Origin of the sequence: Kitasatospora indigofera, assembly GCF_014655955.1 — a bacterium.
Taxonomy (GTDB): Bacteria; Actinomycetota; Actinomycetes; order Streptomycetales; family Streptomycetaceae; genus Kitasatospora; species Kitasatospora indigofera.
On record NZ_BNBO01000002.1, the window covers coordinates 1 to 22,589 of the forward strand.

17 protein-coding genes are annotated in these 22,589 nt (G+C 74.4%); all 17 read left to right on the forward strand.

Going from position 1 to position 22,589, the window contains the following annotated elements:
* Positions 1-383 precede the first annotated feature (383 nt).
* Positions 384-1,469, forward strand: coding sequence for an alpha/beta fold hydrolase (locus IE329_RS02030; RefSeq protein ID WP_373311042.1), 1,086 nt, complete (start codon positions 384-386; stop codon positions 1,467-1,469).
* A gap of 132 nt (positions 1,470-1,601) precedes the next feature.
* On the forward strand, positions 1,602-2,402 hold the full coding sequence (locus IE329_RS02035) for a thioesterase II family protein (RefSeq protein WP_229927106.1): 801 nt from the start codon (positions 1,602-1,604) through the stop codon (positions 2,400-2,402).
* Positions 2,403-2,407: 5 nt separating this feature from the next.
* Positions 2,408-3,637 carry a cytochrome P450 gene (locus IE329_RS02040; protein WP_190209324.1) on the forward strand — a complete coding sequence of 410 codons (1,230 nt, stop codon included), beginning with the start codon at positions 2,408-2,410 and terminating at the stop codon, positions 3,635-3,637.
* Positions 3,638-3,782: 145 nt separating this feature from the next.
* Positions 3,783-4,829: a ketoacyl-ACP synthase III family protein gene (locus IE329_RS02045; RefSeq protein ID WP_190209029.1), complete on the forward strand. Its 1,047-nt coding sequence runs from the start codon at positions 3,783-3,785 to the stop codon at positions 4,827-4,829.
* Positions 4,830-4,921: 92 nt separating this feature from the next.
* Positions 4,922-6,850: an HAD-IIIC family phosphatase gene (locus IE329_RS02050; RefSeq protein ID WP_190209030.1), complete on the forward strand. Its 1,929-nt coding sequence runs from the start codon at positions 4,922-4,924 to the stop codon at positions 6,848-6,850.
* A 91-nt stretch (positions 6,851-6,941) separates the two neighbouring features.
* A complete protein-coding gene (locus IE329_RS02055) occupies positions 6,942-7,166 on the forward strand; it encodes an acyl carrier protein (RefSeq protein ID WP_190209031.1) in 225 nt (74 codons plus the stop codon).
* 366 nt (positions 7,167-7,532) lie between these two features.
* Complete coding sequence (locus IE329_RS02060; RefSeq protein WP_190209032.1) at positions 7,533-9,749, forward strand: MMPL family transporter; 2,217 nt, start codon at positions 7,533-7,535, stop codon at positions 9,747-9,749.
* Positions 9,750-10,227: 478 nt separating this feature from the next.
* Positions 10,228-10,434: a DUF6059 family protein gene (locus tag IE329_RS02065; protein WP_190209033.1), complete on the forward strand. Its 207-nt coding sequence runs from the start codon at positions 10,228-10,230 to the stop codon at positions 10,432-10,434.
* A 173-nt stretch (positions 10,435-10,607) separates the two neighbouring features.
* Positions 10,608-12,407, forward strand: coding sequence for a fatty acyl-AMP ligase (locus IE329_RS02070; RefSeq protein WP_190209034.1), 1,800 nt, complete (start codon positions 10,608-10,610; stop codon positions 12,405-12,407).
* A gap of 1 nt (position 12,408) precedes the next feature.
* Positions 12,409-14,187, forward strand: coding sequence for an acyl-CoA dehydrogenase (locus tag IE329_RS02075; protein ID WP_190209035.1), 1,779 nt, complete (start codon positions 12,409-12,411; stop codon positions 14,185-14,187).
* On the forward strand, positions 14,181-15,944 hold the full coding sequence (locus IE329_RS02080) for an acyl-CoA dehydrogenase (RefSeq protein ID WP_190209036.1): 1,764 nt from the start codon (positions 14,181-14,183) through the stop codon (positions 15,942-15,944). Before IE329_RS02075 ends, IE329_RS02080 begins: the two co-directional genes overlap by 7 nt.
* An 83-nt stretch (positions 15,945-16,027) precedes the next feature.
* The gene (locus IE329_RS02085) at positions 16,028-16,327 is read left to right on the forward strand and encodes an acyl carrier protein (RefSeq protein ID WP_073925013.1); all 300 of its coding nucleotides are present in this window, start codon (positions 16,028-16,030) and stop codon (positions 16,325-16,327) included.
* Positions 16,324-19,368 (forward strand): type I polyketide synthase, encoded by a 3,045-nt coding sequence (locus IE329_RS02090; RefSeq protein WP_190209037.1) that lies wholly within the window; start codon positions 16,324-16,326, stop codon positions 19,366-19,368. Before IE329_RS02085 ends, IE329_RS02090 begins: the two co-directional genes overlap by 4 nt.
* A 190-nt stretch (positions 19,369-19,558) precedes the next feature.
* Positions 19,559-20,581 (forward strand): 3-oxoacyl-ACP synthase III family protein, encoded by a 1,023-nt coding sequence (locus tag IE329_RS02095; RefSeq protein WP_190209038.1) that lies wholly within the window; start codon positions 19,559-19,561, stop codon positions 20,579-20,581.
* 76 nt (positions 20,582-20,657) lie between these two features.
* Positions 20,658-20,894, forward strand: a complete 237-nt coding sequence (locus IE329_RS02100) for an acyl carrier protein (RefSeq protein WP_229912177.1) — start codon at positions 20,658-20,660, stop codon at positions 20,892-20,894.
* Positions 20,891-21,766: a 2-oxo acid dehydrogenase subunit E2 gene (locus IE329_RS02105; RefSeq protein ID WP_190209039.1), complete on the forward strand. Its 876-nt coding sequence runs from the start codon at positions 20,891-20,893 to the stop codon at positions 21,764-21,766. Before IE329_RS02100 ends, IE329_RS02105 begins: the two co-directional genes overlap by 4 nt.
* Positions 21,678-22,553 (forward strand): 4'-phosphopantetheinyl transferase family protein, encoded by an 876-nt coding sequence (locus tag IE329_RS02110; protein WP_190209040.1) that lies wholly within the window; start codon positions 21,678-21,680, stop codon positions 22,551-22,553. The genes IE329_RS02105 and IE329_RS02110 overlap by 89 nt, the downstream gene beginning before the upstream one ends.
* Positions 22,554-22,589: the final 36 nt, after the last annotated feature.

The following is a 22,589-nucleotide window of genomic DNA, read 5'->3' on the forward strand; positions in this document are numbered from 1 at the left end:
AACCGGTCACCCGTCAGCTGCATCCCGTCACCCGAGTCACCCGCGAAACGGATGACCACCCGGTCCAGCTGCTTCACCGGCTTGGCGGGCGCAACGGCCCGTACCGCCTCTGTAGTCATGCTCGAAGACCCGCTCTCCGCTCGGCACTTCCGGTCGTCACGTCCCGGTCGCGTGCTTCCTCCGGCCTGGGCACGGAGCAAACAGCCGCACCCCTGTCGGCCACTTGTGCGGCACTGAGCGCGCACTAAAGCCCGGCGCCGGAGCCCCCGTTGCTTTAGGGGGCCGCAAGCCTGCGGCAACACCCTGGGCCGGCGGCGCCCGGCAACCCAGCCGACCCGGCCGGCCGCAGGAGGCTCCGACCGGGGGCCAGGAACGGAGGCGACGTGGCAACCAGGATCACGGCCGGCACGACGACGGCCACCCGGACGGGGCCGGGGACGGGCCAGGCCGCCCGGCTGCGCTACCGCACCATCCACGGCTACCGGCGGGCGTTCCGGATGGCGGGCAAGGGGCCGGCCGTCCTGCTGATCCACGGCATCGGCGACTCCTCCGAGACCTGGAACGACATCGTCCCGGGCCTCGCGCAGCGCCACCGGGTGATCGTGCCCGACCTGCTCGGCCACGGCGCCTCGGACAAGCCGCGCGCGGACTACTCGGTCGGCGGCTACGCCAACGGGATGCGCGACCTGCTGTCGGTGCTCGGCGTCGAGCGGGTCACCCTGGTCGGCCACTCGCTGGGCGGCGGGGTCGCGATGCAGTTCGCGTACCAGTTCCCCGAGCGGACCGAGCGGCTGGTGCTGGTGAGCAGCGGCGGGGTCGGCCGGCAGGTCACCCCGGTGCTCCGGGCCGCCTCCCTGCCGGGTGCCGAACTCGCGCTCGCGGCGCTGCGGCTGCCCACCATGCGCTGGCAGCTCGGGGCCTTCGTGAAGGTCATGCAGACCCTGGACACCGGGCTCGGCCTGGACGCCCCCGACCTGCTGCGGGTGGTGGACGCGCTGCCCGACGCCCGGGCCCGCAGTGCCTTCATCCGCACCCTGCGGGCGGTGGTCGACTGGCGCGGCCAGGTCGGGACGCTGATGGACCGCTGCTACCTCGCCCAGGGCATGCCGAGCATGCTCGTCTGGGGCGAGCGGGACCAGGTGGTGCCGGCCATCCACGGCGGGATGGCGCACGTGTCGATGCCCGGCAGCCGGCTCGAACTCTTCGAGAACGCGGGGCACTTCCCGTTCCGCACCGACCCGCAGCGGTTCGTGTCGGTGCTGCACGACTTCATCGCCTCCACCGAGCCGGCGCACTTCAGCGCGGAGGAGTGGCGCCAGATGCTGCGCACCCGCCGCCCGCACGCCCGGGTGAGCGGCGCACGGCCAACCCCGGCGCCGGCCGCGGCCCCCGCCGCAGCGTCCGCCGCCGCACCCGCCGCGGCCCCGGCGGCCGGCACCCGGCTGCCGGCACCGCCCGCCGCCGCCTGAACCACCGCCGCCCGGACCACCGGGCCGCCGGCCCGCGACCGGGCCGGCGGCCCCGCACGCACAGACGAACGACAGCGACAGGAAGCAACCACAGCACAGGGGCCCCGGCCCCGGGTTAGAGGGGGAGCACCAATGACGCGCTATCTGTCGGACCGGCACATCGACCTGCCCACGGGCGCCCTGCGGATGTTCTGCTTCCCCTTCGCGGGCGGCGGCGCATCCTCCTACGTCGGCTGGCAGCGCAGGCTCGGGCCCGAGGTGCAGGTCGTCCCGGTGCGGCTGCCCGGCCGGGAGGACCGGCTCGCCGAGCCGCGGTTCACCGACCTGGACGCCCTGGTGACCGAGCTGGACGAGCAACTCGGCCCCGAACTGGACCATCCGCACGTCTTCTTCGGCCACAGCATGGGCGCGCTGATCGCCTTCTCGCTCGCCGAGCGCCGGCACGCCCGGGGGCAGGAGCTGCCGGAGGCGCTGCTGCTCAGCGGCTACCGGGCCCGGCACCTGCCGGCCCCGCGGATCGCCGACCGGAACGCCTCCGACGAGGAGCTGGCCGCGGTGCTGGCCGCGCTCGGCGGCATCCCGCAGCGGCTGCTGGAGCACCCCGAGTGGCTCTCCGCGCTGCTGCCGGTCGCCCGCGACGACCTGCTGCTCTGCGCCGGCCCGCTGAGCCGGGCGATCGCCCCGCTGCCGGTGCCGCTGTACGTCTTCGCGGGCTCCGAGGACCGGCTGGTGGCACCGGAGGCGATCCGGCTCTGGGAGCAGCACACCACCGGCCCGTTCGAGATGGACACCTTCGCCGGTGGCCACTTCTTCATCCGGGACTGCGACACCGAGTTCCTCGCCCGGGTGGCGCAGCTGCTGCGCCGCCACGGAGCGGCGGGCACGGCGTCCGGGGCCCGGCCGCCGCGACTGCTGGAAGGCGTCTCCTCGTGACCGACATGCTGCCCGTGGACACCGTCACCGCGCCCGGACCGGAGCCCGAGGAGCCGCCCGCGCTGCCCTTCCACCGGCCCGGGCCGCTGGAGCCCGCCCCCGAGTACGCCCGGATGCGCGCCGGGTGCCCGGTCGCGCCGGTCCGGCTGCCGAGCGGCGACCGGGCGTACCTGGCCGCCTCCTACGAGGCCGCGAGGACGGTGCTCTCGGACCCGCGGTTCAGCCGGGCCGCGACCACCAGGCCGGGCGCGCCCCGGGTGGGGCCCGCGCCGCAGACCTTCCCCAGCCTGCTCAACATGGACCCGCCCGAGCACACCAGGGTCCGCCGGATCATCTCCCGGGAGTTCACCGCCCGCCGGGTGGAGGCGCTGCGCCCGCTGATCCAGCAGCACACCGACGCGCTGCTGGACCGGCTGGACACCCGCAACCCGCCGGTGGACCTGGTGCCGGAGTTCACCCTGCGGCTGCCCGTCCTGGTGATCTGCGACCTGCTCGGCGTCCCCAGCTCCGACCAGGACCGCTTCGCCGCGTTCTCCAGCGGCTGGCTGTCCACCGGCGCCGGTTCGGCCGCGGAGATGCTGGCCGCCCAGGCCGGGCTGCGCGGCTACCTGGTGGAGCTGGTGGCGGCCAAGCGGGAGCGGCCGGGCGACGACCTGCTGTCGGCGCTGGTCGCCGTCGGCGACGCCGAGGACGGCCGGCTGTCGGAGGAGGAGCTGCTCTTCCTCGGCGTGAGCCTGCTGGTCAACGGCCACGAGACGACCGCCAAGCAGATCGCCAACGGCCTGCTGGCGCTGCTCACCCACCCGCGCGGGAAGGACTGGGCCGCACAGGGGCCCGAGGTGCTGAACCGGACGGTCGAGGAGCTGCTGCGGCTCTACCCGCCGGGCGACGAGGGGCTGCTGCGGATCGCCCTGGAGGACGTCGAGCTGGACGGCACCCGGATCCCGGCCGGCAGTGCGGTGCTGCCGGGCATCGGCTCGGCCAACCGGGACGGCTGCCCGTTCCCGAGCCCGGAGCAGCTCGACCCGGAGCGCCCGGCCAACCCGCACCTGACCTTCGGGCACGGCGCCCACTACTGCCTGGGCGGCTCGCTGGCCCGGGCCGAGCTGCAGATCGCGCTGGGTTCGCTGCTGCGGCGGTTCCCGGGGCTGCGGCTGACCGTGCCGCCGGCCGAGATCCCCCGGGCCGCCGGGCTGCTGGTGCACGGCGTCAGCGCGCTGCCGGTGACCTGGTGAGGTCGGCGACGGCGGGCGCGGGCCGGCCGCCCGGTGGCCGGCCCGGGGCCGGGACGCGCCCGGAAGCCAGCACAAGAAGGCCTTTAGCGCCGGCTGGAAACCTCGGCAGGGAAGTCAAAATCGTTTCTCATCAGGGGAGTTGAAGATGCGCTGGGACAATCTGTACCTGGCGGGCCTGGGGGCCTACCTGCCCGAGGCCGTCGAGACCGCCGAGCAGGCGATCGAGGCCGGCCGCTACACCCTGGACGAGCACCTCGCCAACGGCATCCGCGGCGTGCACGTCGCCCGCCTGGAGGACGAGAGCCCGGTGCAGATGGCCTCGGCCGCCGCCCGGCAGGCCTTCGAGCGCTCGGGCCACACCACCGAGGAGATCGGCCTGGTCGTCCACGGCCACAACAGCCACCAGGGCCAGGAGTTCTGGACCCCGGCCTCCTACGTCCAGAACAACTCGGTCGGCGGCAACGGCGCCACCGCCGAGATCCGCCAGGGCTCCAACAGCGGCCTGGCCGCCTTCGAGCTGGCGGCCTCCTGGGTGGCGGCCCGGACCGACACCGCCGCGCTGGTCAGCGCCGGCGACTCCTTCCACCTGCCGTACTTCGACCGCTGGAACACCGACGACCAGCAGGTCTTCGGCGACGGCGCCGGCGCGCTGATCCTGTCCAGCCGGACCGGCTTCGCCAAGGTGGTCGCCAGCGCCTCCTTCTCGGACTCCACCCTGGAGCCGATCTACCGCGGCGGCGCCTGGACGACCGGCCCGTTCGCGGAGGGCAAGACCGTCTCCCTGCGGGCCCGCAAGCGCGCCTACCTGCAGACCGGCGAGAACCTCTACGAGGAGACCGTCGAGCGGATGACCAAGAGCCTGTTCGCGGTGGTCGGCCAGGTCTTCGACGACGCCGGCACCGACATCAGCAAGATCAAGTACCTGATCCACGCCAACACCGGCCAGACCATCGTCGACTGGGGCTTCTACCACCCGCTGGGCGTGGACGTCTCGCAGACCGTCTACGACTGGGGCCGCGACTACGGCCACATGGGCGCCGCCGACCACCTGGTCAACCTGAACCACCTGGTGGAGACCCGGCCGCTGAGCCCGGGCGACAAGGTCCTGACCATCGGCGTCGGCACCGGCTTCATGTGGACCGCCTTCATCATCGAGATCCTCGAAACCCCCTCCTGGAACACCGCCTCCTGACCCCCGCGCCCCCGCGCACCGCGCAGCACCCCACCCGCGCCCGCGCCCGCCCGGCCGTACCGGTGAACGGACCCCCCGAGGAGAGAAGAACGATGTCCACGGTCGTGAACACCCCGCGCCCCCAGGGCGTGGCAGGCCCGTCGGGGCCGGCCGCGCCGCTGGACCGGCTGCGCGCCCTGCAGTCCGAGGGCCGGCTCGTCACCGAGTACCCGTCCGTCGCGCCGCTGCTCGCCGAGCTCCCGTACGGCGACAAGGGCGCGGCCGACCTCGTCCGGGCCGGGCAGCTGCTGTCCCGGCTCGACCCCGACGAGGTCGCCGCCGCCAACCCCGGGACGCTCACCGTGTCGGTGGCGGTGGCCGGCCACTCCACCGTCGGGGCGCTGGCCGCCCCGCTGACCGCCGAACTGGCCCGGCACGGCATCCTGCTCCGGCTCACCCTCGGCGACTTCGACGGCTACCTGCGCGAGCTGCAGGACACCGGCAGCCAGCTCTACGCCCCCGGGCTGGACCTGGCGCTGGTCGTCCTGGACGCGCAGGCGGTCTTCGACGAACTGCCCGTCGTCTGGCGGGTGGAGGACCTGGAGAAGGCGGCCGCCACCAAGCTCGCCCAGCTCGGCAAGCTGGTCGAGCGGTACGTCGGGCACGGCACCGGCACCCTGGTGCTGAACACCCTGCCGCTGCACCGGCTGCACACCCACCAGCTGGTCGACCTCCGCTCGCGGGCCGCGCTCGGCGTCGCCTGGCGCGAGTTCAACGCCGGCCTGCTCCGGCTGGCGGCCGCCCACGAGCGGGTCGTGGTGATCGACCTGGACCCGCTGGTGGCCCTCGGCGGGGCGCTCAACGAGCCCCGGATGGCGTCCTACGCCAAGGCCAACCTGGGTGACGAGCTGCTGGGCCGCTACGCCCGGGAGATCGGCCACCTGGCCCGCACCCTGCGTGGGCGGGCCAAGAAGGTCCTGGTGCTGGACCTCGACAACACCCTCTGGGACGGCGTCCTCGGCGACGACGGCGCGGACGGCATCGCCGCCGCGACCACCTTCCGCGGCGAGGCCTTCGGGAACTTCCAGAAGATCGCGAAGCAGATCGGCTCGCAGGGCGTGCTGCTCGCCGTGAGCAGCAAGAACGACCAGGAGCCGGTGCTCGAAGTCCTGCGCACCCACCCGGACATGGTGCTCCGCGACACCGACTTCGTCCGGGTGAACGCCAACTGGAACCCCAAGGACGGCAACCTGCGGGACATCGCGGCGAAGCTCAACCTCGGGGTGGACAGCTTCGTGTTCGCCGACGACTCGCCCTTCGAGACGGGCCTGGTGGCGGCCGGCCTGCCCGAGGTCGCGGTGGTCCGCCTCGACGAGGAGCCGGCCCTGCACGTCGAGCGGCTGCTCGCCGACGGCTGGTTCGACGTCCGCGAGCTGACCGCGGAGGACCGCGCCCGGGCCGCGCTCTACCGGGTCGAGTCCGACCGGCAGGACCTGCTGGACAGCAGCGGGTCGCTGGAGGAGTACCTGGAGCAGCTGGGCGTCCAGGTGAAGGTGGCCGCCGTGGGCGAGGCCGACCTCGCCCGGGTCGCCCAACTGACCCTGCGGACGAACCAGTTCAACCTGACCACCGAGCGGCTGCAGCCGGCCGAGGTCCGGGAGCGGATCGAGGACCCGGACCACCTGGTGCTCTCCGTCCGCTCCGGCGACCGGTTCGGCGACAACGGGGTGGTCGGCGCCCTGTTCGCCCACCGCACCCCGCAGGGCCTGCACATCGACAACCTGCTGCTGAGCTGCCGGGTGTTCTCCCGCGGCATCGAGCAGGCGGCGGTGACCTCGGTGCTGGCGTACGCCGTCGCCCAGGGCCTGGGGCCGGTGACGGCCGCGTACCGCCCGACCAAGAAGAACCACCGGGTCCGGGACTTCTGGCCCTCGCTGGGCTTCGAGCCGAGCGGCGGCGACGAGGAGGAGCTCTCCTTCTCGCACCCGCTGGCCGAGCTGCCCGCCGTCCCGTCCCACCTCCGGCTCGACACCGACTTCTGAGCCGCCCCGCGGGGCCCGGACCTCCCGGGCGGGCCCCGCGGCCGGCGCCCCACCGCGACGCGAACCCCGACACCCGAAAGAGGCCCCAGGCATGATCACCGAGACCGCCTTCATCCAGATCGTCCGCGACGAGCTCGCCCTCCCGCTGGCCGAGACCGACCTTGAGAACGACTTCGACAAGGTCGTCTCCTGGGACTCCCTGCACCTGCTGCGCCTGATCGCCGCGGTGGAGAAGGAGACCGGCAAGCGGGTGTCGGTCGGCAAGCTGCTCTCCGAGCGCAGCCTGCGCGGCATCTACACGCTGCTGGCCGCCTGAGACCGGCCCGGGTGTGCGGCGCTCCCCCTCGCCGCGCACCCGGGCCCGTACGTCCCCGCCGCGCCGCCGCTCCCCGGAGCCCGGCCGGCCACCGTCGGCCGGCCCCGCCACCCCCGGGCCGGCCGGCCGGCTGCCGTTGCGGGCCGCGGCTCCCCCCGACTGTCATGCACCGAACATCAACTGCCCCGGGAAGCCCCACCCTTCCCACGCCCCGCACCACCAGCCCGCCGCCGGGCGCCACCCCCCGGGACCCGGCACCCGGACCCGGTCACCTCCCCGGAGCCCGGCAGCCCGCACCGCAGCGTCGCGGCCGGCCTGCCGCACCACCGCCGGACCACCAGACCCACCGACGAAAGCGCTGAGGCCATGTTCAAAGCACTCGCATCCCTCCTCCACCAGAGGCGGCGGCTGGTCCTGCTGGCATCACTGGTGCTGCTGGTCGTCGCTGGAGCCATCGGTTCCTCGCTCCAGCAGCACCTGACCAACGGGGCCTCCGACTACGACGACCCCGGAGGCGGCAACGTCACCGCCCGCAAGGTGATCCAGCAGGCCACCGGGATCGACCCGCAGCAGGGCTACGTCCTGCTGGTCCGGACCGACGCGCCGCTGACCGCCGACGCGCCCGTCCCGCCGGAGGTCACCGCCGCGGTCAACCTGCTCAAGGCCAGGTCCGAGGTCAAGCGGGTGCTGGACTACTCCGGCGCCCACCTGCCCGCGCTGATCGCCGAGGACGGCCGCAGCACCGTCGTGCTGGCCGACCTGGGCACCCTCAGCTCGCCCTCCGACGTCGACGCGGTGAAGGCGCTGGAGCACGACGTCGCCGCCGACCCGCTGCTGAAGGACCGCACGCTGCTCGGCGGCGCGACCGTCGGCCACGTCCAGGTCGGCGAGGTGTCCGAGAAGGACCTGGGGATGGCCGAGACGCTCTCGCTGCCGATCCTGCTGGTCCTGCTGGTGATCGTCTTCCGCGGCCTGATCGCCGGCCTGATCCCGCTGCTCGGCGGCGTCTTCGCGATGATGCTGGCGATGCTCGGCACCCGGGTGCTCACGCTGTTCACCAACGTCTCCACCAGCGCGATGAACCTGATCTTCGCGCTCGGGCTCGGGCTCTGCATCGACTTCAGCCTGCTGATGGTCTCGCGCTTCCGCGAGGAGTACGCGGCCGGCGTCGAGGCCGGGGCCGAGGGCACCGCCCGGGCCGTTCGCCGCACGGTGCTGACCGCCGGGCGCACCGTCGCGTTCAGCGCCTTCACCGTCGCAGTGGCGCTCTCCGCGCTGCTCATCTTCCCGTTGCCGTACCTGCGTTCGCTCGGCAGCTCGGGCATCCTCACCGTGCTGTCGGCCGCCTTCTTCGCGCTGGTCGTGCTGCCCGCCGTGCTCGCGGTGCTCGGCCCGAAGATCGACGCGCTGTCCTTCCGCCGCGGCCGCGCCGAGGGCGCGGCCCGGGTGGTCCGCCGCTGGGAGCGCCTGGCGTACGGCGTGATGCGCCGGCCGATGCTGTACGCGGTGGCCGGCGTGGTCGTCCTGCTCGGCATCGCGGCCCCGGTGACCGGCATCAAGTTCACCGGCGTCGACCAGTCGGTGCTGCCGCGCTCGGTCTCCGCCGGGCAGGTCGCCGAGGAGCTCGGCACCAAGTACGCCCAGCAGCCCGCCTCGGTGCGGATCGTGCTGGACGCCCCGGCCGACGCCGGCGCCGCGCTCGGCGAGTACGGCACCCGGGTCGGCCAGGTACCCGGCGTCCAGCGCGTCGGCGCCCCCGTCCAACTGGACGCCGGCCACTGGCAGATCGACGCCTCGGTGGCGGGCGAGCCGCTGCAGGCCGCGGCCCTGGACACGGTCCAGCAGGTGCAGCGGACGGCGGCGCCGTTCCAGGCCCGGTTCACCGGCGCCAGCGCCGACTTCCTGGCCCAGCGCGCCAGCATCGGCGACCACCTGCTGCCGGCCGGCCTGGTGCTGGCCGGACTGACCGTCCTGCTGCTCTTCCTGTTCACCGGCTCCGTCTGGCTGGCCTTCCAGGGCCTGCTGATGAACGCGCTGTCGGTCGCCGCCGCGTTCGGCATGCTGGTCTGGGTCTTCCAGCAGGGCCACCTCTCCGGCCTGCTGGACTTCACCGCCACCGGCGCGCTGGAGGAGACCTCGCCGGTGGTGCTGTTCGCGCTCGCCTTCGGGCTCTCCACCGACTACAACGTCTTCCTGCTGGGCCGGATCAAGGAGGCCCGCGGCACCGGCCTGGACGAGCGCTCGGCCGTCGCGGTCGGCATCTCCCGCACCGGCGGCATCGTCACCTCGGCCGCCCTGCTGTTCTTCGTCGCGATCGGCGCGCTCGGCCTGTCCCGGCTGGCCTTCATCAAGGAGCTCGGCCTGGGCGCCGCCTTCGCGGTGCTGATCGACGCGGCCGTGGTGCGCACCCTGCTCGTCCCGGCCGTGATGGCCATGCTCGGCAAGGCCGCCTGGTGGGCCCCGGGCCCGCTGAAGCGGCTGCACGAGCGGTTCGGCGTGGACGAGGGCGGCGCCGGGGACGAGGAGGAGCCGGCCCCGGGCGGCGCCCGGGCGGCGGCACCGAAGCTGGTCACCACCGCCTGACCCGCGGCGCGGCACCACCGGCCCGGTCGGCGACGACCGGGCCCGGACAACCGAGCAGTACGCGGACCGGGACCTCCCGGGGCGGCGTCCCGCCGGGCCACCACGGCCCGGCGGGACGCCCTGCCTCGTTCCCCGGGCCGATCCGCGGGCTCCCCGGCCTGGCCGGCCTCCGTCCCCGTTCCCCCGGCCGGGCGCTCATGGAACGGCGCCCGGAGGCCGACAGCCAGGACGGGCGGACGGACGGGCGGAGGTCCGGGGCCGCGCCACCCGAAAAGCGCCCGGCAGCGCCGGGCAACACCCGGCAACACCCGGCAGCCCCAGCAGCACCCAGCAGCACCCAGCAGCACCCAGCAGCACCCAGCAGCACCCGACGAGCAGTGCCCGGCGGAACGCGCGTACGGAACACCCACGGATCAAGCGGGAGGACGAGATGGCCGATCGGCTGTGGTGGCGGGTACCCAGATTGCTCCACCTGTTGATGCATCAGATCTGGGCGGGCCTGGTGGCGACGGGCAGCATGGCCGGGCTGGTGCCGCCGGCCCGCGCCCTGGAGCTCATCATCGAGGGCGAACGCCCGCCGGAGCTGCCCACCGGGCACCCCGAACGGCTCGTCCCCGACCTGCCGCCGACCGCCCAGGAGGCGGAACTGTGGCGGCAGTTGGAGTTCCTCGACCGCCTGGTCTGACTCCGTCCGGCCTCGCCCGGCCTCGCCCCGTCGCCCCCGGGCACCCCGGGCGGCCCCGCCCGGGGGCGCACCGGCGGCGCGCAAGAGCCGCTAAAGCGCCCCCGGTCACGATGGCCTCATCCCATCGACCGGCCCCTCGGGTCCAGGTCCACGATCGAGGCGAGGGAAAGACGTTGACGAGGTTCGAGACCTTCACGGAACTGGTTCTCGCGCGCACCGGCGCCCTGGGGGCCAAGGACGCGTTCATCTTCCTGCGGGACGGCGCGACCGGCTCCGAGGCCGACCACCTGACCTACGCCGACCTCGACACCGAGGCCAAGCGGGTGGCGTCCTGGCTGCAGAGCAAGGGCACCTTCGGCAAGCAGGTGCTGCTGCTGTTCCCGTCCAGCATGGCGTTCGTCAAGGCGTTCGTCGGCTGCCTGTACGCCGGCGCGGTGGCCGTTCCCGCGCCGCTGCCCGGCGACCAGGGCCACCACTTCCAGCGGGTGGCCGGCATCCTGCACGACGCCGAGGTGCGCGCGGTGCTCACCGACGCCGCCAACGAGCCGCAGATCTCGGCCTGGCTGGCCGCCGAGGGGCTCGACCACATCTCCTGCCTCGCCGTCGACGGCGTGGACGAGCACGGCGAGCCGGCCTACGGCGACCCCGAGGCGTGGACCAGGCCGAGCTTCGGCCCCGACCACCTGGCCTTCCTGCAGTACACCTCCGGCTCGACCAGCGCCCCCAAGGGCGTGATGGTCTCGCACCGCAACCTGCTCGCCAACGAGGCCGCCATCCAGCGCTCGGTCGGCTCCGACTCCGAGTCCCGGTTCGGCGGTTGGCTGCCCTTCTACCACGACATGGGCCTGATCGGGCACATCCTGCAGCCGCTCTGGCTGGGCGGCTCGGCGGTGCTGATGTCCCCGGTGTCCTTCCTGAAGCGGCCGTTCCGCTGGCTGCAGATGATCGACCAGTACAAGGTCACCGTCGGCGGCGGCCCCAACTTCGCCTACGACCTCTGCCTGCGCCGGGTCACCGACGAGCAGCTCGCCACCCTGGACCTCTCCAGCTGGGTGGCCGCCTGCAACGGCGCCGAGCCGATCCGGGCCGAGACCCTGCGCGCCTTCGCCGAGCGCTTCGCCCCGGCCGGGTTCCGCGCCGAGTCCTTCTTCCCCTGCTACGGCATGGCGGAGACCACCCTGCTGGTCTCCGGGACCCCGCTCGGCCAGGCCCCGGTCGAACGGACCGCCGACGCGGTGGCGCTGGAGCGCGGCGAGCTGCTCGCCGCCGGCCCGGACGCCCCGGCCCGCACCCTGGTCAGCAGCGGGATCATCGAGGACTTCGACGTCCGGATCGTCGAGCCGCAGTCGCTCGCCCAGCAGCCGGACGGCCACGTCGGCGAGATCTGGATCAAGGGCGACAGCGTGGCCCCCGGCTACTGGGCCCGCCCGGAGACCAACAAGGAGATCTTCGACGCCGGCATCGCGGGCACCGAGGGCCCGGACGCCGCCGGCTGGCTGCGCACCGGCGACCTGGGCGTGCTCGACGAGGGCCAGCTCTACGTCACCGGCCGGCTCAAGGAAATGGTCATCATCAACGGCCGCAACCTCTACCCGCACGACGTGGAGCGCGCCGTCCAGGCGATGGACCCGGCGCTGGGCGCCGGCGCCGGCTCGGTCTTCGCGGTGGACACCGACCGCGAGCACCTGGTGGTCGTCCAGGAGGTGCGCGCCACCGCCGTGAGCACCGACCTGCCGACCCTGCTGGCCGGCATCCGGCAGCTGGTCGGCAAGGAGTTCAACGTCCCGGCGGGCAACGTGCTGCTGGTGCGCCCCGGCACCATCCGCAAGACCACCTCCGGCAAGATCCAGCGGACCCTGATGCGCAAGCTGTTCCTGGACGGCGCCATCACCGCGCTGCACTCCTCGCTGGACACCGAGGTCGCCGCGCTGCTCCGGGCCTCCGCCGAGCCCGTGCTGGAACCGGTGGCCTGACATGGACCACGCCCCCTACCGGCTCGCCGAGCGCCTGGAGGCCCACCTCGGCGACCCGGCCGACCCCGCCACCCTGTTCTCCGCGGCCCGCTGCGTGGAGCTGGACGAGCGGGAGCAGTTCCCGGCCGAGCTGTGCGAGCAGCTGGAGGCCTGGGGCATCCAGGACTACTACGTCCCCGTCGCGCACGGCGGCCGGCTGGAGAGCTACGAGCAACTGCTCCAGCTGATCCGCACGGTCGCCCGGCGCGACCTCACGGTGGCGATCGGGCACGGCAAGACGTACCTCGGGGGCGTCTGCGTCTGGACCTCCGGCTCGGCCGGCCAGGCCGCCGCGCTCGCGGCGGACATCGAGGCCTGCGTCCCCGTCTCGCTCGGCCTGACCGAACGCGCGCACGGGAGCGACCTGCTGGCCGGCGAGCTGGTGGCCGAGCCGGACGGCGCCGGCGGCTACCTGGTCTCGGGCGAGAAGTGGCTGATCAACAACGCCACCCGGGGCAGCGTGCTGTCCCTGCTCACCCGGACCGCCGAGGCCGGCGGCCCGCGCGGGTTCAGCGTGCTGCTGGTCGACAAGCGGACCCTCGGCCCGGAGCACTACCGCTGCCTGGACAAGATCCCCACCCACGGCATCCGGGGCGCCGACATCAGCGGCATCGCCTTCGACCGCGCCCCGGTGCCCGCCTCGGCCGTGGTCGGCACCGTGGGCGGCGGCGTGGAGACCGTCCTCAAGGCGCTCCAGCTGACCCGGACGATGTGCGCCGCGCTCTCGCTCGGCGCCGCCGACCACGCGCTCACCCTGGCGCTGGACTTCGCCGAGCAGCGCGAGCTGTACGGCCGCCGGCTGATCGACCTGCCCAAGGCCCGCCGCACCCTGGCGGACGCCGCCGCCGACGTCCTGGTCGGCGAGGCGCTCGCGCTGGTCGCCTCCCGCTCGGTGCACACCCTGACCGGCGAGCTGAGCATCACCGCGGCGGTCACCAAGTACCTGGTGCCGACCGGCACCGAGGGCGTGATCGCCGAGCTGACCAAGCTGCTCGGCGCCCGGGCCTTCCTCAAGGACGTGTACGCGGGCGGCATGTTCCAGAAGATCGACCGCGACCACCGGATCGTCGGCCTGTTCGACGGCAACACCCTGGTCAACCTGAACTCGCTGATCAGCCAGTTCCGTTCGCTGGTCCGGGCGTACCGCCGCGGGCTCGGCGACCCGGCCGGCGCCGAGGCCGCCTTCCGGCTGGCCGCCCCGCAGCCCGAGCTGGACCCGGGGCGCCTCTCGCTGGTCGCCCGGCACGGCAGCTCGGTGATCGCCTCGCTGCCCGGCACCGTGGCGGCGCTGCGCGCGGCCGCCGCCACCGAGCCCGCGCTGAAGGCCGCGCTGGCCACGGCCGAGCGGCTGCTGGCCCGCACCGCCGAGGTGCACGACGCCATGGAGCTGCACCAGAACGCCGTCGGCGACGTCCCGGTGGAGGCCTTCGAGACGGCGAAGCGGTACGCGCTCTGCTTCGCCGGCGCGGCCTGCCTCGGCCTGTGGGCGCACAACCGCGAGCAGGGCGCGGCCGGCCGCACCGGCCGGCTCTGGCAGGACGGCCGCTGGCTGCGGCCCGCGCTGGACCGGGTGCTGCGCCGGCTCGGCGAGACCACCCCGGACGACCCCGAGGGCTACGAGGAACTCCTCGTCCTGCTCCGGGAGTCGAGAGCGGGCGGCGAACTCTTCTCGCTGCTCCCGCTCGCCCTGGCCGGGGCCCGCACCACCGCCGGTACCACCACTGAGGGGGCGTCATGCTGAGCGAGACCGTCGACCCGGCCCGGCCGGCCACGGCGGCCACCGGCCAGGAGCAGGAGGCCCGGGCCCGGGTCGCCGAGCTGGAGGCCCGGTTCGGGGACCCGTACGACCCGGCCAACCCGATGGGCCAGCACCAGTTGCTGGCCGCCGACGAGGCGGGCGAGATCTCGGCGGCCGGCGAGGCCGTGCTGGACGGGCTCAACCTCAACGCGGACTTCGTGCCGCGCGCGCTCGGCGGCCGGCTGGACCGGCTGGACACGCTGGTCCGGGTGATGCGCCAGGTCTTCCGCCGGGACGTCACCCTCGGGCTCGGCTACGGCGCCACCACCTTCATGGCCGCCGTCAACGTCTGGACCACCGGCGACGCCGGGCAGCAGCGCCGGCTCGCCGAGGTGCTGCTCGCCAACCGCAAGGCCGCGGTGGCGTACCACGAGCTGGCGCACGGCAACGACTTCGTCCGCAACGAGTTCGCGGCCACCCCGGACGGCGCCGGCGGGTTCCGGCTGAACGGCAGCAAGCAGGTGATCAACAACGCCGGACGGGCGGACGTGCTCACCCTCTTCAGCCGCACCTCCGACGCGCCCGGCAGCCGCAGCCACTCCGTCCTGATGGTCGAGCGCGAACTCCTCGACCAGGCCCGGGTGGAGGTGCTGCCCCGCTACAGCAGCGTCGGCGTGCGCGGCTGCCACCTGGCCGGGCTCTCGTTCACCGACTGCCCGGTGCCCGGCTCCGCGCTGGTCGGCGAACTCGGCCAGGGCGTCGAACTCGCCCTGCGGTCCTTCCAGATGACCCGCAGCGCGGTCCCCGGGATGGCGATGGGGGCGGCCGACACCGCCCTGCGCACGGTGGTGCGCTTCGCGCTCGGCCGGCAGCTCTACAAGCGCTCGGTGATGGACATCCCGCACGCCCGGGAGACCCTGTCGGCGGCCTTCCTGGACCTGCTGATCTCCGACAGCCTCTCGCTGACCGCGACCCGCGCCGTGCACCTGCTGCCCGAGGAGACCAGCGTCTACGCCTCCGCGGTGAAGTACCTGGTGCCGCGGATGCTCAACGACGCGATGCACGACCTGTCGATCGTGCTGGGCGCCCGGTTCTACGTCCGCGAGGGCGAGTTCGGCGTCTTCCAGAAGCACGTCCGGGACCTCCCGGTGCTGAGCCTCGGCCACGCCGGGTCGGCCGCCTGCCAGGCGACCATCATCCCGCAGCTGCCCCGGCTGGCCCGGCGGGCCTGGTTCAGCGGCGACCCCGCCCCGGACACCCTGTTCCGCCCCGGCGACGACCTGCCCGAGCTGCCCTTCGGCCGGCTCACCCTGGCCAGCGGCCGGGACGGCCTGAGCGCCTCGCTGGTCGCCGCCGTGGACCAGCTCCCGAGCGGCACCCCGGTGGAGCTCTCGGTGCACGGCGCCGCCCTGCGCTTCATGGACGAGCTGCGCCAGCTGCAGGAGGACGCCCTGTCGCTCTCCCCGCAGGACCGCACCGCGCTCGCCAGCCCGGCCAGCTTCGCGCTCGCCGACCGCTACGCCGTGCTGCTCGCCGCCGCCTCCGTGATCGGGGTCTGGCGGCAGGCCCGCGGCGGCGAGGACTCCTTCCTGGCGGACCCGTCCTGGGCCGCCGCCGCCCTGCACCGGCTCGGCCGGCGGCTCGGCATGCGCCAGCCGGACCTGCCGGACGGCTGCGAGGAGCGGGTGCGCGAGGAGGTGCTCCGGCGCTTCCACGACCGGCGCAGCTACGACCTGTACGACAGCCCGCTCGCGGGCTGAGGGCCCAGCCCCTCGCGGGCCGGCGGCCCGCCGAGGCGCCCCGGCCCCGAACCGTCCCGACCACTGTTCACGAGGAGTCAGCCATGACCACCGAGATCCACGACCTCCCGGCCGAGTCGGCCGTGCACACCTCCGAGAGCCTCACCGTCTGGCTCGTCGACCGGATCGCCGTGTACCTGCGCCGCTCGCCGGGCGAGATCGACCCGACGGTGCCGCTCGCCGAGTACGGCCTGGACTCGGTCGCCGCGCTCAGCCTCTGCGGTGACGTCGAGGAGGACTTCGACCTGGTGCTGGAGCCCACCGTCGCGTGGGACTACCCGACCGTCGAGGCCCTCGCCGCGCACCTGCTGGAGGATCTGGCCGGGGAGGTCGGCCGTCGATGAAGCCGATCGCCATCGTCGGCCTGGACTGCCGGTTCCCCGGCGCGCCCGACCCGGGCGCGTACTGGGACCTGCTCACCAGGTCGGCCGACGGAGTCCGGCAGGTGCCGGAACTGCGCTGGAGAGCCTCCGACTTCTACGACCGGGCGGGCGGTGAGGGACGCAGCAACACCACCCAGGGCGGCTTCATCGACGACGTGGACGCCTTCGACAACGAGTTCTTCACCGTCTCGCCGCGCGAGGCCGCCGCCCTGGACCCGCAGCAGCGGCTGCTGCTGCAGACCTCCTGGCGGGCCCTGGAGGACGCCGGGATCTCCCCCAAGCAGCTGGCCGGCAGCAACACCGGCGTGTTCGTCGGCATCATGGGCAACGAGTGGGCCCAGGTGCACATGACCGACTACCCGAACGTCACCGCCCAGGTCGGCTCCGGCAACGGCTACTGCATGACCGCCAACCGGGTGTCCTACCACCTCGACCTCAAGGGCCCCAGCCTGGCGGTCGACACCGCCTGCTCGTCCTCGCTGGTCGCCGTCCACCTGGCCTGCAACGCGCTGCTCGCCGAGGAGTGCGACTACGCGTTGGCGGGCGGCGTCAACGTGGCCGTCACGCCGGGGCTGAGCATCTTCTACACCCAGGCCGGGCTCTCCGCGCCGGACGGCCGCTGCAAGCCGTTCAGCGCGGACGCCGACGGCATCGGCCGGGCCGAGGGCGTCGGCGTGGTGGTGCTGCGCCGGCTGGAGGACGCGATAGCCGACGGCCAGCAGGTGTACGCGGTGATCCGCGGCAGCGCCGTCAACCAGGACGGGCGCAGCAACGGCATCACCGCGCCCAACCGCTGGTCCCAGCAGGAGGTGCTGGCCGCCGCCTACCGCCGGGCCGGCGTGGAGCCGGCCGAGGTCTCCTTCATGGAGGCGCACGGCACCGGCACGGCGCTCGGCGACATGATCGAGGTCAAGGCGCTCGGGCACCTGCACGCGGGCCGGACCGGGCAGCCGCTGGCGATCGGCTCGGTCAAGGGCAACCTGGGCCACGCCGAGGGCGCGGCGGGCATCGCCGGCCTGATCAAGGTCGCGCTGTCGCTGCACCACCGGGTGGTGCCGGCCAGCCGGTTCGCCGCCAAGGAGAACCCCAAGCTGCAGCTGGCCAGGAACGGCCTGCGGCTGCTCAAGGCCCCGCTGCGGCTGCCCGCCGGGGCCACCGTGGCCGGGCTGAGCAGCTTCGGCATGGGCGGCACCAATGTGCACACCGTGCTGGAGTCCGCTCCCGGCTCGGGCGCCCGGACGGCCGCCGGGCGCGGCCGGGGCGCGGCGCACGGCGGCGGCGTCTTCACGCTGACCGCGCCCTCCCCGGAGGCGCTGCGCCGCAACCTGCTCGCGCAGGCCGGCGCGCTGCCGCGCGGGCGCGGCCCGGCGGCGGGCCTGTGCCGGGCCAGCAACCAGGTGAAGACCGGCCACCGGTACCGGTTCGCGCTGCCCGCCCGGGACGTGCGGGAGCTGGAGGAGGGCCTGCGCTCCGCGGTGGCCGACGGCGAGCTGCTCGCCGGGCTGGCCGAGGAGCCGGTGGCCCGTCCGCGGATCGCCTTCCTGTTCACCGGCCAGGGCGCCCAGTTCGAGGGCATGACGGCCGGCCTGTACCGGGACTGGCCGCTGTACCGCCGGTTCCTGGACGAGGCGGACGAGGCCCTGGCGCCGCACCTCGGCGAGTCGATCCGGGACCTGGTCCTCGGCGGTGACCCGCGGATCCACCGCACCGCCTTCGCCCAGCCGGCCCTGTTCGCGGTCGGCTACGCGCAGGCCCGCGCCCTGGACGTGCTCGGGGTCCGGCCGGACGTCCTGCTCGGCCACAGCGTCGGGGAGTTCGCCGCGGCCGTGGTCGCGGGCGTGCTCAGCCTGGCCGACGCCGCCCGGCTGATCACCGCCCGCGGCGCGCTGATGCAGGAGCTCCCGGCCGGCGGCGGCATGCTGTCCGCCCGGGCCACCCCGCAGGAGCTGGCGGAACTGCTGGCGGCCGAGCCGCTGGTCGGCGTGGCGGCCCTGAACGGCCCCCGGGCCACCGTGCTCTCCGGTGACCTGGCGGCGCTCGGGCGGATCGCCGACACACTGGCGGGCCGCGGCACGGCGGTGCGCCGGCTGCAGGTCTCGCACGCCTTCCACTCGCCGCTGATGGCGCCGATGCTGGACCGCTTCGCCGAGGTGGCGCGGCAGGCCGCGACGGGCCGGGCCGGCGTCCCGCTGCTCTCCACGGTGACCGGCGGCGAGCCGGCCACGCTGGACGCCGACTACTGGGTGCGGCACGTGAGCGCCCCGGTGCGGTTCGCCGAGGCCGCCGAACGGCTGATCGCGAGCGGCCCGACCCACCTGGTGGAGATCGGCCCGCGGCCGGTGCTGACCTCGCTGGTACGGCGGCTGCGTCCGCCGGCCGGGGTCCGCTCGGTGCACCTGACGCCGACCGAGGAGAGCGGCGGCCCCGAGCTGGACGCGGCGGTCGCCGAGCTGTTCCGCGGCGGCGTCGACCCGGTCTGGGAGGCGCTGTACGAGGGCCGGGAGCCGGCTCCGCAGCGGCTCTCCCCGTACGCCTTCTCCACCGCGCACCGCTACTGGAGCCGCAACCCGGTGGCCGCTCCCGGGCAGGCCGCACCGGCCCGCCCCGCGGTCTCCGCGGTCGCGGCGGCCGCGACGGCCGACCCGGCGCCCGCGCCGGAGGGCAGCGCCCGCGTGGTCGACATCGACCGCTCGGCGAAGACGCCGGACGCGCTCGCGCACGCGGTGCTGGGCGCGGTCGCCGGGGTGGGCGGGTACCCGCCCGAGGAGATCTCGGTGCGCTCCCGGCTCTACCAGGACCTGGGCTTCGACTCCGTGATGGTGATGGAGCTGAAGAGCCGGATCGAGGCCCAGCTGCCGGCCGTCGGCGAACTGTCCGTGCAGGAGTTGCTGCCCCGGCTGTCGACCGTCGGCGAGCTGGTCGGCCACCTGCGGGAGCTGGCCGGCGGCGCGTGCGGCCCGGCCGCCGTGGCCGAGGAGCAGCGGCGGATGACCTCCGCCTGAGCCGGCCGGGGGCCGGTCCCACCCCCGGCCCCGCCGGCCGCCCGGCCGGTGCACCCCACCCGTACCGCCCGCACCGCCCGCACCGCCCGCACCGCCCGCACTGCACCGCACTGCACCGCCCGCAGCACTCGTACCGCCCGAGCCGCACCGCCCGAGAACCGCGTCCGACGAGCGCACCCAAGGAGTAGAGATGGCATCGACCGAGGCGTACCTCACGGGAGTCGGCACCTTCCTGCCCGGCCCGCCCGTGGACAACGCGACGCTGGCCAAGATGCTCGGCGTCAGCGAGGAGTGGATCGAGGTCTTCATCGGCACCCGGACCAGGCACTTCGCCCGCGACGTCGGCACCGGCGAGATCCAGTGGTCGCTGGCCGACCTGTGCGCCCAGGCGGCGGAGCAGGCGCTGGCGGACGCGGGGGTGGACCGGTCCGAGATCGAGTTCATCGTGATGGGCACGGCCACCCCCGACACCCTGATGCCGGCCACCGTCAACCACGTCGCCGACCAGCTCGGCCTCAACCACCTGCCCACCTACCAGCTGCAGTCCGGCTGCGCGGGCGCCGTCCAGGCCCTCGACCTGGGCCGCACCCTCGTGCTGGCCGGCCGCCACCGCACCGGCCTGGTGATCGGCGGGGACGTCAGCAGCAAGCACCTCGACCCCAGCCTGGACTTCAGCGGCAAGGCCCCCAGCGAGCTGGTCAACTTCGTCCTCTTCGGGGACGGCGCGGGCGCCGCCGTGATCAGCGCCGAGCCGGCCGGGCGCCGGCTGGCGCTGGTCCGGGTGCTGAACCAGCTGACCGGCCTCGGCCGGGAGCCGGGCCAGGTGATCGAGTGGTTCGGCATGGCCGACCGGGACAGCGACCGGCAGGCCCTGGTGGAGGACTACAAGGCGATCGAGGAGGGCGTCCCGGTGATGGCCGTGGAGATCCTCTGGGAGCTGCTCGGCGACCTCGGCTGGTCGGCCGAGGACCTGGACTTCCTGCTGCCGCCGCAGCTCTCCGGCCGGATGACCGCCAAGATCACCGCACAGCTGGACGTCCCCGGCGCCGAGGAGATCTCCTGCGTCGCCGAGACCGGCAACAACGGGAACGCGCTGCCGTTCCTGCAGCTGGAGCGGCTCGCCGAGCGGATCGAACCGGGCCAGCGCGCACTCGCCGTCGCGGTCGAGTCCAGCAAGTGGATCAAGGCCGGCTTCGCCGTCGAGGCCTTCTGACCCGCCCTCGCCCCGTCCTGCCCGCGCCGCCGCGCAGCAGCGCCACCTCACCGATCAGATACCGGAAGGGCCCCTCATGACCGCCGTGCTGACCCTGGAAGACTTCACCGTCCTGGTCCGCGACGAGCTCGGACTGCCGCTCACCGACAGCGAGCTCGACCACGACCTGGACCGCGTCCCCGGCTGGGACTCGCTGCAACTGCTCCGACTGGTCAGCGCGCTGGAGCGGCACACCGGGCAGCGGGTGGCGCTCGGCAGCCTGCTGGAGGCCCGCAGCCTGAGCGCGATCCACCGGCTGGCGGCGCAATCATGACCAAGGCACCCGACCTGCCCGGCGCCACCGTCCTGGTCGAGCGCCGCCGCCGGCACACCCTGTACTTCCTGGAGTACGCCGAGGCGCTGCGCCCGGTCCACCTGGACACCGAGATCGACATGACCCGGGTGCTGGCCCACCGCGCCGCGGCCCGCGAGCGGGGCGTGCGCTACTCGGTGGTCAGCTACCTGCTGCACAGCGCCGGCCGGGCGCTGGCCCGCCACCCCGAGGCCAACGCCGTCACCCTGCCGAGCTGGCCGAGCCGGTGGCGGGCCCCGCGCACCGCCCGCTTCGACGGCGTCACCGCCAAACTGGCCCTGGACCGCACGGTGGACGGCGAGCGCACCGTGCTCTCCGCCCTGCTGCCCGGCCTCCAGGACGCCGCGATGGACGACATCCAGCGGCAGATCGACCGCTACCGCGACGGCGACCTCTCGGACCTGCCGGAGTTCCGCGGCCCGCGGCTGCTCGGCCGGCTGCCCGTCCCGCTCGGCCGGCTGCTGTTCGGCGCCGTGCTGCGCAGCCCGGCCCGCCGGCCGGGGATCTTCGGCACGGTGTCGGTCAGCTCGCTCGGCCACCGGCCGGTGGACGGCTTCTACTCCACCGGCGGCACCGCGGTGACGCTCTGCCTCGGCCGGATCACCGACCGCGCGGTGGTCCGCGACGGCGCGGTCGCCGTGGCGCCGGTGATGCGGCTCAGCCTGACGTTCGACCACCGGGTGATCGACGGCGGGACCGCCGCCGACCTGCTCGGAGAGCTCAAAAAGACCTTGGAGGGTTTCGATGACGGGGAAGGCAGTGCGGGGTCCGACCTACGGGGAGCTGATCAGGATCTCCGAACGGGACGGCCGGTGGCAGCAGGTACGCGTTGACCTGACCCGCCACGGCGTCGCCGTGCTCTACGCCAGGCTCGCGGACTGGCGGCCCGACCGTGCCGCCGGTCCGCGCCTGCGCGCGCTGCTGGGCCGGGACTGGGCCCGCTACCTGGACCTCACCCACCCCGACGTCCGCCGCCGCTTCGCGGCCTCCCGGGTGCTGCTCAAGTACGCGGCCGGCCAGGTGCTGGACGTCTCCCCGGACAGCGTCGAGCTGGGCTACGGCGCCACCGGGCGGCCGTACCTGCGCGGCTACGACGCCGTCGACATCAGCCTCAGCCACACCGACGACCTGCTGCTGGTGGGCCTGACCACCCGCGGCGTGATCGGCGTGGACGCCGAGCGCGCCGACCGGCCGATGTACTCCAGCGGCCTCGGCAAGCACGTCTGCACCCCGCACGAACTCGACCTCCTGGAGGGCCTGGACCCGGCCGAGCGCGACGACGCGCTGGTCCGGGTCTGGACCCTCAAGGAGGCGTACAGCAAGGCCCGCGGGCTCGGCATGCAGTTCCGCTTCACCGAGTTCGGCTTCCGGCCCGGCTCCGACCCGACCGGCCTGGACCGGCCGGACGGCGAGCCGGGCACCGGCACCGAATGGTCGTTCCGCACCTACGTCGTCGACGAGGACTACATCGTCAGCGTCGCGGTCGGCGACGCCGGCTTCGGCGGCACCGACGACACCGCCGCCAGCTCCATGCTGGACGGCGGCTTCGTCGACATGCTCACCGAGGTGCTGGGCGGGGACGACCCGCAGGACGAGGAGGACCCCTGGGACACCTGGTGATCCCACCGGACCGGCGGGCCCGAGCACGCGACCGGA

Excerpts from the sequence above, each read along its gene's own strand:
- IE329_RS02065 (WP_190209033.1), top strand. The coding sequence starts at position 10,228 with ATGCATCAGATCTGGGCGGGCCTGGTGGCGACGGGCAGCATGGCCGGG.
- IE329_RS02055 (WP_190209031.1), top strand. The coding sequence starts at position 6,942 with ATGATCACCGAGACCGCCTTCATCCAGATCGTCCGCGACGAGCTCGCC.
- IE329_RS02110 (WP_190209040.1), top strand. The coding sequence starts at position 21,678 with ATGACGGGGAAGGCAGTGCGGGGTCCGACCTACGGGGAGCTGATCAGG.
- IE329_RS02045 (WP_190209029.1), top strand. The coding sequence starts at position 3,783 with ATGCGCTGGGACAATCTGTACCTGGCGGGCCTGGGGGCCTACCTGCCC.
- IE329_RS02060 (WP_190209032.1), top strand. The coding sequence starts at position 7,533 with ATGTTCAAAGCACTCGCATCCCTCCTCCACCAGAGGCGGCGGCTGGTC.
- IE329_RS02035 (WP_229927106.1), top strand. The coding sequence starts at position 1,602 with ATGACGCGCTATCTGTCGGACCGGCACATCGACCTGCCCACGGGCGCC.
- IE329_RS02050 (WP_190209030.1), top strand. The coding sequence starts at position 4,922 with ATGTCCACGGTCGTGAACACCCCGCGCCCCCAGGGCGTGGCAGGCCCG.
- IE329_RS02090 (WP_190209037.1), top strand. The coding sequence starts at position 16,324 with ATGAAGCCGATCGCCATCGTCGGCCTGGACTGCCGGTTCCCCGGCGCG.
- IE329_RS02075 (WP_190209035.1), top strand. The coding sequence starts at position 12,409 with ATGGACCACGCCCCCTACCGGCTCGCCGAGCGCCTGGAGGCCCACCTC.
- IE329_RS02095 (WP_190209038.1), top strand. The coding sequence starts at position 19,559 with ATGGCATCGACCGAGGCGTACCTCACGGGAGTCGGCACCTTCCTGCCC.
- IE329_RS02100 (WP_229912177.1), top strand. The coding sequence starts at position 20,658 with ATGACCGCCGTGCTGACCCTGGAAGACTTCACCGTCCTGGTCCGCGAC.
- IE329_RS02080 (WP_190209036.1), top strand. The coding sequence starts at position 14,181 with ATGCTGAGCGAGACCGTCGACCCGGCCCGGCCGGCCACGGCGGCCACC.
- IE329_RS02105 (WP_190209039.1), top strand. The coding sequence starts at position 20,891 with ATGACCAAGGCACCCGACCTGCCCGGCGCCACCGTCCTGGTCGAGCGC.
- IE329_RS02040 (WP_190209324.1), top strand. The coding sequence starts at position 2,408 with ATGCTGCCCGTGGACACCGTCACCGCGCCCGGACCGGAGCCCGAGGAG.
- IE329_RS02085 (WP_073925013.1), top strand. The coding sequence starts at position 16,028 with ATGACCACCGAGATCCACGACCTCCCGGCCGAGTCGGCCGTGCACACC.